The sequence below is a fragment of the Synechococcus sp. A15-24 genome (assembly GCF_014280195.1).
Taxonomy (GTDB): Bacteria; Cyanobacteriota; Cyanobacteriia; order PCC-6307; family Cyanobiaceae; genus Parasynechococcus.
On record NZ_CP047960.1, the window covers coordinates 2101159 to 2114859 of the forward strand.

Consider the following 13701-nt stretch of genomic DNA (forward strand, 5'->3'; position numbering starts at 1 on the left):
CCGGCAGGCACACTGCCAAACAAACACCTTACTGGATGCCCCTGCTTACTCCAGGGGCTCAAACACCAGCGACGGGCCGTCGTCTGCTCCGCAAATAACACGGATGCCCCGCGCCGAACGGAAACGCTCCTCCAGCAGTTGCGTCGCCAGTGGGTTTTCCAGCTGACGCCGCAGCACCCGCCGCAACGGTCGGGCGCCGTACTCCGGCTCATGGCCCTGTCGGGCCAGGGAGTCCGCCACCGCATCGTCCACCTCCAGCGACAGACCTTGTTCAGCCATAAGTGAGGAGAGATCAGCCAACTGCAGGCGCACGATCCGCACCAGATCCTTCACCTCCAAGGGTCGGAAACGGATCACTTCATCAATGCGATTGAGGAATTCCGGGCGGAACTGACTGGACAAGGCCGCATCCACCTGCTGCTGCAGCTGGGCGTCATCACTGCAGCCGGAACGGGCGTGTTCAAGGATCACCGGACTGGCCAGGTTGCTAGTCATCACCACCACGGTGTGGCGGAAATCAACGGTCCGTCCCTGGGAATCGGTGAGGCGTCCATCGTCGAGAACCTGCAACAGCAGATTGAAAACATCCGGGTGAGCCTTTTCCACCTCATCCAGCAGCAGCACGGCATAGGGACGCCTACGCACCGCCTCGGTGAGCTGTCCCCCCTCCTCGTATCCGACATAGCCCGGTGGTGCACCGATCAGGCGCGCGGAGGCATTGCGCTCCATGAACTCGCTCATATCGAGGCGCACCAGCGCCTCCTCCTCATCGAAAAGGGAGGAGGCCAGCGCTTTGGCCAGCTCGGTTTTGCCGACCCCCGTCGGGCCAAGGAACAGGAACGAACCCACGGGACGGCGGGGATCCTTCATCCCGGCACGCGCCCGCCGGATCGCTGCCGCAACGGCGGCCACCGCTTCCACCTGGCCGATCACCCTCTCGGACAGATGACATTCCAGGGCCAGCAGCTTGCGGCGTTCACCCGCCAGCAGACGCTGCACCGGAATACCGGTCCAACGGGCCACCAGATCAGCAATATCTCCCGCCTCCACCTTTTCCCGCAGCAGCGCTGTACCCGCGGACTGCGCCTCAGCCTGACTGGCTTCCAACGACTCCCGCCGCTGTTGAACGGTGTGCAGCTGGTCGTACTGCAACCGAGCCGCCTCCTCAAGATCGCCCTCCCGTTCCGCTTCAGCGATGGCGTGACGCAGGTCTTCGTCCTGCTGCAGCAACTCGCCAAGCTCCTCCAACTGTGTGCGCTCTTCCTGCCAACGGCGGCGCAGGTCATCCAGGCGGGAGGACACCTCCAGACGTTGACGCTGCAGCTGAATCCGCTCCTCTTCCGGTGCCTGTTCCGCCGCCAGCAGCGCCAGTTCCACCCGCCGCAGATCCGCTTCAGCCTCCTCCACCACCTGAGGTTTGGAGGTGACTTCGATCTTCAGCTGGGCTGCCGCCTCATCAATCAGATCGATCGCCTTGTCCGGAAGGCAACGGTCGCTGATATAGCGATCCGCAAGCCGATTGGCGGTCTGAATCGCCGCATCGGTGATCGTGACGCCGTGGTGCAGCTCGTAGCGCTCCCGCAGGCCGCGCAGGATCTCCAGGCTGAGCTCGAGGTCCGGCTCGCGAATCAGCACCTGCTGAAAGCGCCGGTTGAGGGCGGGATCCTTTTCCACCGTCCGCCGGTATTCCTCCGGCGTCGTCGCCCCGATGCAACGCAGATCCCCCCGCGCCAGGGCAGGTTTGAGCAGGCTGCCCGCATCGGTGCTGCTGCGGTCACTGCCCACCACGGTGTGGAGCTCGTCGATGAACAGCACCACCCCGGAATCCGAGCGACTCACCTCCTCCAACACGGAGCGCAGGCGTTCCTCGAACTGACCGCGGAATTTGGCCCCGGCGATCAAGGCACCGAGATCAAGGGCAATCAGTCGCAGCCCCTGCAGCGAATCCGGTACCTCTCCAGCCACGATCCGCTGGGCCAGGAGCTCGGCGATGGCCGTCTTGCCGACGCCGGGTTCTCCGATCAGCACCGGGTTGTTTTTGCTGCGGCGGGAGAGCACCTTGATCAGGTTGCGGATCTCGCTGTCGCGACCGATCACAGGATCGAGCGACCCCGCTTCAGCCTCCTCAGTCAGATCCCGGCCATAGGCCTCAAGCGCTGACGGCTCCCGCTCCAGTTCAACTGTGGTCTCAGGCTCCGGTGCGATCACGCGGGGGGCCGGAGCTGATCGAGGCGTTGGGGCTGGGGTCGGGGCTGGGAACGGTGCTGGGGCCGGAGTAACCGACGGCTGACGCAACAGACTCTCCAGCCGATCAACAGCCAGACCCTGGGCTGCAAACAACTCGGCACCGATACGGGGATCAGCGCCGACGGCAACGATCAGCTGGGGCACATCAATCAAGCGATCGCCCCAGCGACCTCGCGCTTGATCAGCGGTCTCCAACAGCTGCTCGAGGTCTTCACCAATGAACAACTGATCACCCCGCGCCGGAGGCTGTTCCGCCAGCACATCCTCCAAGCGATCGAGGAGATCATCGGAGCGCAACGGCAGCGGATCCACCCAGCGACGGAAGGATGAATCGCTGAACAGCACCTGGATCAGATGCTCCACATCCAGCTGATCGTGGCGCCAGCGACGGGCCATGTCCTGACCAGCTAGCAGCAGCTCCCAGGCGGGATCGGAAAAACGGTCAGGCTCGTGGGTGAGGCTGCCGCGGGAGGCGGGGGTGCCGGTCATGCAGCGGCGCGGGAGGACATCTCGATCAACTCCACCTTGTAGCCGTCAGGGTCCTCCACGAAAGCAATCACCGTGGAACCATGCTTCATCGGGCCCGGCTCACGCACCACCCGGCCGCCCTTGCCGCTGATGGCGGCACAGGTGCTGCGAATGTCTTCCACCCCGAGGGCGATGTGGCCGTAGGCATCCCCCAGCTCGTAGGAGCTGGTGTCCCAGTTGTGGGTGAGCTCCAGCACCGTCTGCTCCGATTCCGGCCCGTAACCCAGGAAGGCCAGGGTGAAGCGGCCACTGGGGTACTCCTTGCGCCGCAACAGCTGCATGCCGAGCACATCGGTGTAGAAGGCAATGGACCGGTCCAGATCCCCGACCCGGAGCATGGTGTGGAGCATCCGCATGGGGCGCGGTTTCCTGACGTGAACGTTCAAGCATTCTGGCCGGGTGCCAACGGTCACAATGCGAGAGCAGGGGGCGACCCATAAGATCGCCAGGTTTATGCCCCGCCCAACGTGATCGATTCGCTCGACCTCGTCATCGACACCATCGTTGCCCGCGAGGTGCTCGATTCTCGCGGCAACCCAACTGTTGAAGCCGAAGTGCTGCTCGAAGGTGGTGCCATGGGCCGGGCCATCGTGCCCAGCGGCGCCAGCACCGGAGCCCACGAGGCCCACGAACTGCGGGACGGCGGCGACCGTTACATGGGCAAAGGCGTCAGCCAGGCCGTCACCCACATCGAAGAGCGCATCGCGCCAACCCTGTGCGGACTCTCCGCCCTGGATCAGGCCGCCGTGGATGCGGCGATGCTCGAGTTGGACGGCAGCGAAAACAAATCCATCCTGGGCGCCAATGCGATTCTAGCGGTGAGCATGGCCACCGCTCGCGCTGCTGCCAACGGACTGGGACTGCCCCTGTACCGCTACCTCGGCGGACCGATGGCCAACCTGCTGCCGGTGCCGTTGATGAACGTGATCAACGGTGGCGCCCATGCGGCCAACAGCCTGGACTTCCAGGAATTCATGCTGGTGCCCCACGGCGCCCCCAGCTTCCGCGAGGCTCTACGCATGGGCACCGAGGTCTTCCACACCCTCAAGGGTCTGCTCAAAGCCAAGGGCATGAGCACATCCGTGGGGGATGAGGGTGGTTTCGCCCCCGACCTCGGCAACGTGGAAGCCGGGGAGATCCTGGTGGAGGCGATCAAGAAGGCCGGCTACAAACCCGGCGAGCAGATTTCCCTGGCGCTGGACGTCGCCAGCACCGAATTCTTCGAGAACGGCCGCTATGCCTTTGATGGCGGCAGCTACGACAGCGCAGAAATGGTCGGTCAGCTGGAGCAGCTGGTGGAGAAATTCCCGATCGTGTCGATCGAAGACGGCCTGGCCGAAGACGACTGGCAGGGTTGGAAGCTGCTCACCGAGCGGCTCGGCAGCAAGGTTCAGCTGGTGGGTGATGACCTGTTCGTGACCAACACCAAGCGCCTGCAGCAGGGCATCGACAACAGCACGGCCAACTCGATCCTGATCAAGGTGAACCAGATCGGATCTCTCACCGAAACCCTGCAGGCGATCGATCTGGCTGGGCGTTCCGGCTACACCAGCGTGATCAGCCACCGCAGCGGCGAAACCGAGGACACCACCATCGCTGATCTCTCCGTCGCCACCCGCGCCGGTCAGATCAAGACCGGTTCCCTCAGCCGCAGCGAGCGCGTCGCCAAATACAACCAACTGCTGCGGATCGAGGACGAACTGGGCAGCCAGGCGGTTTACGCCGGTGCTGTGGGCCAGGGTCCCCGAGGTAACGCCTGATCACCAGGCCTGTCGTCAGCGATTGGAGCCGGGCAGTTGCTCCAGTCGCTGATCACGGCGCATGCGCACTTGCATCTGAAACCAACCCATCCCCACCGGGACTGCAGCGGCTGCAGGAAGCAGAGCCCAGAGGGGTCGCATACTTGCACCAACAATGGCGGCGGAGAGTGCCAAGCAACCCAGCAGTACCGACTGACCGATCGATTGCTGCGCCAGGGTCATCCGACGGAACTGGCGATCGGATTCACCCAGGCGCACCTGCAGCTGCAGATCACCCTGCTCCAACCTCTCAAGGCTCTCGTCCAGACGACGTGGAAGGGCAGCAGCACGACTGCTCAACGCTCCCACCTGGCGTCCAAGTTCATTGAACAGGTCGTTGGAGCCGGATCCGCTCGACGTCATCAGAGGAAGGAGGTAAGGCTTGGCGATCGCTACCAAGCTAAAAGCCGGATCGAGGCTGCGGCCGACCCCCTCGAAGGTGGACAGTGCCCGCATCACGAAGATCAGCTCCACCGGCAGGCGAAACGGCTGGCCGTACACCAGGTCGTAGAGGTCACCGGAGAGCTTGTCGATCACATTGCTGCTGAACGGTGGTGTGAGGGCTTCCTTAAGCATCAGACGTACCAACCGGCGCACCGGGCCCACATCAATTCCTTTGGAGATCACACCTGCCGCCTGCATCTCATCCACCAGCGCGGCTGAATCGCGTGCCGCAGCCGCCCTCACCATCGACCCGAGACGACGGCTCAGACCATCCGATAACAACCCCATCATCCCGAAGTCGTAGTAGATGAGAGCGCCATCGCTGGCCACCGCCAGGTTGCCGGGATGGGGATCAGCGTGAAAGAAACCAAAGCGCACAAGCTGCTTGAGGTAACTGGCAGCCCCGATTTCCGCCACGGCGGAAGGGTCGACGCCGGCCTCCAGCAGCGCCTCCCGGTCGTTGACCTTGATCCCCGGTAAATAATCCAGACAAAGCACTCGGCGGGTGCTCTGTTCCCAGATCACGGCAGGGATGCGAATGCGCTCGTCATCAAGAAACTGCTGACGGAACCGAGCGGCGTATTGCGCTTCGACCCTGAAATCCAGTTCCCGCAACAGCACCCGGCGGCATTCACGAGCCATCGCAGGCCAGTCCCGTCCTCGCCCCCAGCTGGGGTGGCGCTGAAACACCGCAGCCACCTCCTGCATCACCTCAAGGTCCAGGCGGAAGAGGGTGTCGAGCCCGGGGCGCTGGATTTTCAGCACCACCTGACGGCCACTGCGCAGGCTGGCGCGGTGCACCTGGGCCAGGGACGCGGCTCCCAGAGGCACGGGATCGAGGTCGATCACCTCAGCGCAACGGGGGCCGAGCTCCTCCTCCAGCACGGTCTGGACCTGCTCAAACGGGAAAGCGGGCACGCTGTCCTGCAGGGATGCAAGCTCCGTCACCCAACCGGCGGGAAGAATGTCGGGCCGCGCTGAGAGCAACTGGCCCAACTTGATGAAAGCTGAGCCCAGTTGAAGCAACTCGGCTGTTAACCAGCGGGCCCGCCGTTGCTGCCGGGCAGAACGGCCTTCCGGGGTGGGTCCACCTCGATAGGTCCAGGCCTGGCTATCCCACCAAAGGAACAGCAGCAGTGTGAGGACAGCCCGCCAGATGCGCAGCCCCCGCAGCATGCGGCCCATCAGGAGCGGGCCTCAAGGACGCTGTTGATCTCGGCCACCGAGGCGCGCAGGCGATCAACCAGGTGCTGAGGAGAGCTCGGCTGGGAATCGGTGGTGATATCAGCGGTCTCGATGCCGGCGCCTGGTGATCGTGGGGCAGGAGCAGGGGCATCGCCATGTTCCAACCGCTCGGCCTCCGCCTGAACCTCTTCCTGGAATAACTCCCATTCCTGACGGAACCGTTCTGGCGCATCCTGCGCCAGGACAGCAATCTCTGCTGCCGCATCCGCCAAGCCATGACCCAGGCGGGCGCTGATCCGGTTGACGGTGGCACGGATGAACGCTTCCGAAGACCCCATGAGCGCCTCGAGTACGACGAAACTCTGGCAGATCCGTTGGGTGAACCGAGCTACAGAGCAGGTGACGGCAACGGGTCAAGTGGAACGAAGAAATCGTTCTGATCAATGGGATTGAACGGGTCAACCGATGGATCCACGATTGGATCGATTAACGCGGCTGGCTCAGACTGAAACTCCTGCGGCCATGGTTGCTCAGGTTCCGTCCATTTCGGTGCAGTCCAACTGGATTCAGGCAGTGGTGCCTGCAAGGCCAGTTCCTCCTTACGAGCAAGCTCCGCCTGTAGACGTACCTGCTCTTCAACCTTGGCTTTGGCCTGACGCTCTGCCTCTACCTTGGCTTCGATTGCGGCAACGTCCACCACCAAGGGTCCTGTTGTGCCCTTCGAGCTGCGCATCGACGCCAGTGATTCTCCAGGGAACTCGCGGCTAGCGAAGGGTTCCGGCTGGCTTGGAGGTGCGGGGTTGGTCTGCAGGGTGACTAGCCGATGGGTGATGCCGTAGCCCAGGGAAAAACAACAACCCGCCAACAGAGGCCCAACCCAAAAGCGAGGTCGGCGGGTCTGAGGCGCTGCGACCTTGGCTTCGCTTTGCTCGGATGTGTGAATCATGGATCAATTTTTGCAGTCTTCTGCTGTCAGGCCAAGGTTCAGGTTGTGTAGTCGGCGTTGATGCGCACGTATTGATCCGACAGGTCGCAGCCCCAGGCACGGCCTTGACTGGGGCCAGCCCCCAGCCGCAGCCGGATCTGCACGGTGGGCTCACGCAACACGGCACTTGCACCGTCCCGATCAAACGGCAAGGGCTGACCGCCTTGCACCAATTGATGCGACCCGATCCAAAGTGCAACCTGCTCCGGATCGAACGGAACACCGGAACGCCCAGCGGCAGCGACGATCCGACCCCAGTTGGGATCACGACCGTGGACTGCTGTTTTCACCAGCGATGACCCGCAGATGGTGCGCGCAACTTTGAGCGCCGACGATTCATCATCTGCACCCACCACCTGCACCTCGATCAGACACGTAGCCCCCTCACCATCGCGGGCGATGGACTGGGCCAAGTGCTGCATCGCCTCGGTCAATCCTTGCTCCAAGGCCTCATGGTGGGCAGAATCCAAGACGTCTCCTGCGGCAAAGGCCAGCACGGTGTCGTTGGTGCTGGTGTCGCCATCCACGGTGATCGCATTGAAGGAGCGCTGCACCGCCCGGCCCACCATCGTCTTCCAAGTCGACAGCTCAACGCCTGCGTCGCAGCTGAAGAAGGCCAGCATCGTGGCCAGATCCGGATGAATCATTCCTGACCCTTTGGCCATACCCCCAATGCGGATGCGGCGCCCCCCCAGCTCGGCCTCAAGCGCCACCTGCTTGTCGACGAGATCGGTGGTGAGAATCGCCGTCGCTGCAGCATCTCCGCCAGTAGCCGACAACGAGGAGACAAGGGGATCCAACCCCGACAACAGCGTCGGCATGGGGATCGGCACGCCTATCACACCGGTGGAGCAGATCAACACGGCGTCCGCTTCCACCCCCAATTGATCGGCCAGGGCCTGGGTGGCGCGCTGGCTGTCGATCAGGCCGCGATCGCCGGTGCAGGCATTGGCCTGCCCGGAATTGATCAGCACCGTTCGGGCCCGGCCACCCGTGGATTCCAACCGCTCTTGGCAGAGGTCCACACAGGCTGCCCGCACCACAGAGGTGGTGAACGCACCGGCGCAGACCGCAGCCTCAGGCGCCAGCAACAGCGCCAGATCCGGCTTGCCGGACGGTTTCAGGCCCGCAGCGATGCCGGATGCGGCAAACCCCTGGGGGGTTGTGACACCTCCGGACACCAACCGCCAAGGGGATTGCATGGCACAGCCAAGGGAGACTGGGACCATCCTCCTTCGGCAGCATGCAGCGCCGCATCGGCCTGACCGGCGGCATCGCCAGTGGTAAAAGCAGCGTTGGCCGTTTGCTCGAGGCGCGGGGCTGGCCCGTGCTCGATGCCGATCAATACGCACGCGAGGCTTTAGCGCCAAACACTGCGGCAGCGAAGGCGGTGGCGGAGCGCTTTGGCGCAACGGTCGGTAATGCTGCCGATTTGGACCGCAAAGCCCTTGGCCGGATCGTGTTCAGCGATGCCGAGGAGCGCCGCTGGCTGGAAATGTTGGTCCATCCCGTCGTGCGGAATCGCTTCCAGCAGGAGCTGGTGCGGCACAGCCAGGCGCCGGTGGTGGTGCTGATGATTCCGCTGCTGTTTGAGACCGGTCTGGAAGCGCTTTGCAGCGAGGTATGGCTGGTGGACTGCGAGCCGCATCAACAGCTGGACCGCTTGATGCGGCGCAGTGGCCTGAACGAGGCGGACGCCCAAGCCCGCCTTGCCGCCCAGTGGCCCCTTGCGCGCAAGCGGCCTTTGGCCGATCGGGTGATCGACAACCGCGGCAGTGCGGATGCACTGGAGGTTGCCGTTAACCGTTGCGACCCGCCTTCTCTCTGAACCACTTGGTGATCACCCATTTGTTGCCGGCTTCCACCGGCATCGCTTCATGCAGGGTGAACGGGTTGGGCGTGCCGTCGGCCTGAAGGTTGTTCCAGGCCAGTCCGAGGCCTGGCACCGGCGTGAAACAGCGGCCGAGGCGCTTGAAGCAGGTTTCGCCGCCGCGCTCAACAGCATTCAGGTAGATCATCACCGTCCAGGTGCGTTGCCCGCCATTGGTGGTGTGTGTGGTGAATTCTTTGGTGCCCGGGGAGAACCAATCGGTGTGCTCCTTGAAATACTCGCCAGGGTCATAACGCTGCCCCTGGATTGGTTCCGACAGCCGCGGATCAACGCCCAGCAACTCCGCAAAGCGCTGGTCCAACCGGGCAGCCAGCTCCGGATGGTTCTGCCGCAGATGGCAGGTGCGGCTGGTGCGGTAATCGCTGCTGCCGCGTGTGACAGTGGACGGTTTAAGAGCACTGTTGATCGCTTCAATCACCTCTTGGCACTCGTCCCTGCCCAGGAGACCGGGCAGCTTGTAGACCTGGGCCAGGGGTGTGTCCAGACGCCAGGCTCTGGACTGGTGATCCGAGCGCGTCAGAGGTGGTTCAGACCAGCGCAACCAGTTCAACGGTTTGACCCCTGGTTGCGACTCAATCGGTAGTGCAGGCGTTGCGTCGGGGCCTGATCCCGCATCGAGAACAGCTTCGATTGCATCGCGATCAAAGCCCTGGGCCATGGCCCGCTCGATCAATCCCTCCCGAGTACAGCCCCGGTCCAGGTTGTGCTGGAGCCACTCCGTCCAGGTGTCCGGAATGGCTCGCGGTGACGTCATCCGCCCTTGAGTTTCTGGCTCAGAATCTGATTGGCCAGCTTCGGATCGGCCTTGCCACCGGTCTTCTTCATCAGCTGACCCACAAAGAAGCCCTGCAATTTGTTTTTGCCGCCGCGGAAGGCCTCCACTTCCTCGGGGTGGGCCGCGAGCAATTCATCGACGATGGCTTCAATCGCTGCAGAGTCACTGATCATCCCTAAGCCGCGATCATCAACGATCGCTTTGGGCGAGCCGCCCTTCTCCAGCAATTCGGGAAGGATCTCCTTGGCAATCTTGCCGCTGATCTTGCCGCCATCGATCAACTTGACCATTTCGGCCAATTGATCAGGCCTGAACGGCAGCTCGGCGTAACTGAGTCGGTTGCTGTTCACGTAGGCGGCGATATCACCGGTGACCCAATTGGCGGAGAGTTTGGCGTCACCTCCGGCAGCCACCACTGCCTCGTAGTAGTCCGCCATCGGCCGTTCATCGGTGAGAACCCGAGCGTCGTACTGCGACAGGCCCAGGTCGTCGGCGTAGCGATGGCGCTTGGCCGCCGGCAGTTCCGGCAGCTCCGAGCGCCAGGCCTCGCGCTGATCGGCGCTCACCTCAATCGGGCCGAGGTCGGGATCGGGGAAGTAGCGGTAATCGCTGGCACCCTCCTTACTGCGCATGCTCTTGGTGAGCTGCTTGCCCTCATCCCAGAGGCGGGTCTCCTGAAAAATCGTCTCGCCCGCCTCAATCGCCTTCACCTGACGTTTGATCTCGTAATCGCAGGCCTTCTGAATGGCCGAGAACGAGTTCATGTTCTTGATTTCCACCTTCGTGCCGAAGGGGGCATCCGGCCCTCGCCGCACCGAGATGTTGACGTCGCAGCGCAGGGATCCCTCCTGCATGTTGCCGTCACTCACACCCAGATAACGCATGATCCGACGGATTTCCGAGGCGTATTCAGCGGCCTCTCGACCGGTGCGGAGATCTGGCTTGCTGACTATCTCCGCTAGAGCCACACCAGCGCGGTTGTAGTCCACCAGGGAATGAGTGGAGCCAGCCAATCGATCGCTGCCGGCATGGACCAACTTGCCGGCGTCTTCCTCCATGTGAAGCCGCTCGATGCCGATGGTCTTGAGATAGGTGTCCTTGCCTTTTTCCGCGACTTCCACCTCGATCCAGCCCTCCTCTGCGATCGGCTCGTCGTACTGGGAGATCTGATAGTTCTTCGGCAAGTCAGGATAGAAGTACTGCTTGCGGTCGAACTTGCTGTGCTCAGCAATGTTGAGATTCAGAGCCATCGCCGCTTTCACGGCGTATTCGAGCACCTTCTGATTGAGCACTGGCAGCGTCCCGGGCAGACCACACACCACCGGATCGATGTGGGTGTTGGGGTCATCACCGAAAGCCGTGGAAGCAGCCGCGAAAATCTTGCTGTCTGTCCCCAGCTGCACGTGGGTTTCCAGGCCAATCACGGCTTCCCAAGCGGGTTCTGCTGCGGCCATCACGGCAATACGTCGATCTTGGTGATCCTATGGAAGGGTGGGGGTTCTGAAACGCCTTTGTCGAGGCCATCAGCTCAGCCGTGAATGCCGTGAGTCAGACCGACCAGAAGCCAACTCTCATCATTGGTGGCGGCCTGATGGGATTGGCAGTAGCCCACCAGCTGGCCAGGCGCGGAACATCTGTTCGAGTGATCAGCCGCAAGCGCAGTGAGGCGGCCGGTTTTGTAGCGGCTGGGATGCTCGCTCCCCATGCGGAAGGGCTATCTGGAGCACTGCTGCAACTTGGCCAGGCCAGTCTGGAGCTGATCCCACGTTGGGTGGCCCAGATCGAAGTGGACAGCGGCCTGAGCTGTGGTCTCAGGGCCTGCGGCATCGTGGTCCCGTTCCGAAGCGTTGATCAACGGGACCAATACCCCACGTCCGGTTATGGAGTGGCCCTTGACCGCGACGAGCTGGAGCACGAACTACCCGGCATCGGCTCTAGCTGGACCTGCGGTCTGTTGTTCGAGCAAGACGGACAGATCGACAACCGCCGTCAGCTCATGCGCGCCCTTGAACGTGCCTGCGTCTCTCTAGATGTTCAATTTCTGGAGGGAAGCGATGTCAAAGAGATCCAAAGGGATACGTCTGGATTTCTGAAGGGCGTCGTGATGGAAAGCGCCGAAGGTGAGAGATGCCAGCTCTCTTGCCATCAAGCAGTGCTGGCCTGCGGCGCCTGGAGTCAGAAGTTGATGCCTGAATTACCCGTGTTCCCGATCAAAGGGCAGATGCTGTCGCTTCAAGGTCCACGGGAAGCGCTCAAGCGGGTGATCTTTGGCCCAGGCACCTATTTGGTACCGAGGGAGGATGGACTAGTGGTTGTTGGAGCCACGAGCGAACGAGATGCAGGTTTTCAAGAGGGGCTGACCCCCAATGGCCAGAAGCAGTTACAAGCTGGCCTTGAGTCGCTGTTGCCAGCAGCAGCCAGCTGGCCGCCAATGGAACGGTGGTGGGGATTCCGGCCCTGCACGCCTGATGAAGCCCCCCTGCTGGGCGAAAGCTCCATTCCAGGACTTTGGTTGACCTGCGGCCATCACCGCAATGGAGTGTTGCTTGCCGCAATCACAGCCCAGAAAATTGCCGAAGTCCTTTTTAGTGGCCAGAAAAGCTCAAAACTTCTGCACGATTTCCACTGGGATCGCTTTACCAAGGGGCGCCCATGAGCTCAATGCCGGCCCAGAAGAAAGGGTTGGACACCCCATTACTGACGCGTCTTTGTTGAGACGACGTGAGTTGCGTCAACAGAGGCAGGCCTCCAACATCGAGGAGCTCATCACCGGAAAGCTTGATCAAATTTCGTATAAACGCTTGGCGGGTCATCTGCATTGCCTCCGCCTTAGGAACTCCTTGTTCCAGAAACCGATACATTTGCACAAAATAAGCTGATGTCACCACATCATCGACATACCAGAGCGTGCCAATGGCGCTGCGCGCTCCAGCCTGAAGGGCCAAGCCGCTAAAACCCAATTCAGCGTCTGCGTCACCCAAGGCGGTTCGGCAAGCAGAGAACACAACCAGATCGAATGGAGCTCCCTTCCTCGTCTTTCTCAATGTTGAAAGCTGCTTCATTGACAGAGGCCCTGAGCCTGAATGCAACTGGGATGCTTCGGGCCCACCCGGCTTGAATTCAGCATGGGTCGCAATATGCAACAGCCCATATTGAGATTCAGACGCCTTGGTCAGAAGAGTGTCTGGAGTAAAATCCTTGTTTAGAAACTGATCTTTTTTGTCGTCAACGGCAATACGACTGATCTCCTGCGGAACCAGCGGGAGTGATGCAAGACCTTCGAACTGAGAGGCACCCAAGGCCAAAATCTTACCCTGGGATTGAGACTTAGCCTCAAAATCAGTCAACGCTAGCGATGGAGTAATCGCAAATGCATAACGATCTCCGAGGAATTGCTCCCCGTCATGGAGCGCCGCGAATGGTACTGCCTGAAGTCCACGATCAGCAGCAATGAGCAATGTCGTGACCTTCTTGGCTTCAAGGACTGGCTTCAATTCACCAAAAATGAGGGAGTGAATCTGTCGAGAGGGCGACTCGGGTTTGTCCTCATTCAAAGACTCAAGCCTCGAAAGCTGCATGTACAACTGACGCAACTGATCTCGAAAAACACTGGATGAAAGCTCGACGCGAAATCCCTCAACATCCCCACTAGAAGGAATCAATGTTATGTCGAGAAATGCATCAGAATTAGCAGAAGACGTCCTGCCTTCCGCCTGAGTGAAACGCAAGTGGATCACCGCAGGATTGTATTTTTGAGGATCAAACCCAGGCAGCACTGACACTGACTGCGTCGACTCTGGATCAGGATTTGGATTAGCAAGGCCGTAAACAGATGTGAACAGCTCTG

Annotated in this window: 12 protein-coding genes; 3 read left to right on the forward strand and 9 right to left on the reverse strand. The window is 61.6% G+C overall.

Annotated features, from left to right (window positions below; all coding sequences use genetic code 11):
• Window positions 1-45 precede the first annotated feature (45 nt).
• Together SynA1524_RS11890 and gloA are read right to left on the reverse strand one after the other, a co-directional pair.
• Window positions 46-2736 carry an ATP-dependent Clp protease ATP-binding subunit gene (locus tag SynA1524_RS11890; RefSeq protein ID WP_186498224.1) on the reverse strand — a complete coding sequence of 897 codons (2691 nt, stop codon included), beginning with the start codon at window positions 2734-2736 and terminating at the stop codon, window positions 46-48.
• Complete coding sequence (gloA, locus tag SynA1524_RS11895; protein ID WP_186498225.1) at window positions 2733-3131, reverse strand: lactoylglutathione lyase; 399 nt, start codon at window positions 3129-3131, stop codon at window positions 2733-2735. The genes SynA1524_RS11890 and gloA overlap by 4 nt, the downstream gene beginning before the upstream one ends.
• Before the next feature lie 111 nt (window positions 3132-3242).
• Between gloA and eno the strand changes: the two genes are divergently transcribed.
• Window positions 3243-4535 carry a phosphopyruvate hydratase gene (gene eno / locus SynA1524_RS11900; RefSeq protein ID WP_186498227.1) on the forward strand — a complete coding sequence of 431 codons (1293 nt, stop codon included), beginning with the start codon at window positions 3243-3245 and terminating at the stop codon, window positions 4533-4535.
• 15 nt (window positions 4536-4550) lie between these two features.
• On the opposite strand, the gene SynA1524_RS11905 is transcribed toward eno, so the two are convergent.
• From SynA1524_RS11905 to argJ, 4 genes are read right to left on the reverse strand one after another with little or no spacing between them, the layout of a single operon-like run.
• Window positions 4551-6203: an ABC1 kinase family protein gene (locus SynA1524_RS11905; RefSeq protein WP_186498229.1), complete on the reverse strand. Its 1653-nt coding sequence runs from the start codon at window positions 6201-6203 to the stop codon at window positions 4551-4553.
• Window positions 6203-6541: a hypothetical protein gene (locus tag SynA1524_RS11910; protein WP_186498232.1), complete on the reverse strand. Its 339-nt coding sequence runs from the start codon at window positions 6539-6541 to the stop codon at window positions 6203-6205. The genes SynA1524_RS11905 and SynA1524_RS11910 overlap by 1 nt, the downstream gene beginning before the upstream one ends.
• Window positions 6542-6591: 50 nt before the next feature.
• Window positions 6592-7149 carry a hypothetical protein gene (locus SynA1524_RS11915; protein WP_186498234.1) on the reverse strand — a complete coding sequence of 186 codons (558 nt, stop codon included), beginning with the start codon at window positions 7147-7149 and terminating at the stop codon, window positions 6592-6594.
• Window positions 7150-7187: 38 nt separating this feature from the next.
• Window positions 7188-8390, reverse strand: coding sequence for a bifunctional glutamate N-acetyltransferase/amino-acid acetyltransferase ArgJ (argJ, locus tag SynA1524_RS11920; protein WP_186498236.1), 1203 nt, complete (start codon window positions 8388-8390; stop codon window positions 7188-7190).
• 41 nt (window positions 8391-8431) lie between these two features.
• On the opposite strand from argJ, the gene coaE reads away from it, so the two are divergent.
• Complete coding sequence (gene coaE, locus SynA1524_RS11925) at window positions 8432-9016, forward strand: dephospho-CoA kinase (protein WP_186498237.1); 585 nt, start codon at window positions 8432-8434, stop codon at window positions 9014-9016.
• Here the strand turns inward: coaE and SynA1524_RS11930 are convergent.
• Complete coding sequence (locus tag SynA1524_RS11930; RefSeq protein ID WP_186498238.1) at window positions 8988-9833, reverse strand: prolyl hydroxylase family protein; 846 nt, start codon at window positions 9831-9833, stop codon at window positions 8988-8990. The genes coaE and SynA1524_RS11930 overlap by 29 nt on opposite strands.
• The gene (gene gatB / locus SynA1524_RS11935; RefSeq protein WP_186498239.1) at window positions 9830-11308 is read right to left on the reverse strand and encodes an Asp-tRNA(Asn)/Glu-tRNA(Gln) amidotransferase subunit GatB; all 1479 of its coding nucleotides are present in this window, start codon (window positions 11306-11308) and stop codon (window positions 9830-9832) included. The genes SynA1524_RS11930 and gatB overlap by 4 nt, the downstream gene beginning before the upstream one ends.
• 137 nt (window positions 11309-11445) lie before the next feature.
• Between gatB and SynA1524_RS11940 the strand changes: the two genes are divergently transcribed.
• A complete protein-coding gene (locus SynA1524_RS11940) occupies window positions 11446-12510 on the forward strand; it encodes an NAD(P)/FAD-dependent oxidoreductase (protein ID WP_502707926.1) in 1065 nt (354 codons plus the stop codon).
• On the opposite strand, the gene SynA1524_RS11945 is transcribed toward SynA1524_RS11940, so the two are convergent.
• Window positions 12491-13636 (reverse strand): CHAT domain-containing protein, encoded by a 1146-nt coding sequence (locus tag SynA1524_RS11945; RefSeq protein WP_222930487.1) that lies wholly within the window; start codon window positions 13634-13636, stop codon window positions 12491-12493. The genes SynA1524_RS11940 and SynA1524_RS11945 overlap by 20 nt on opposite strands.
• Window positions 13637-13701 lie beyond the last annotated feature (65 nt).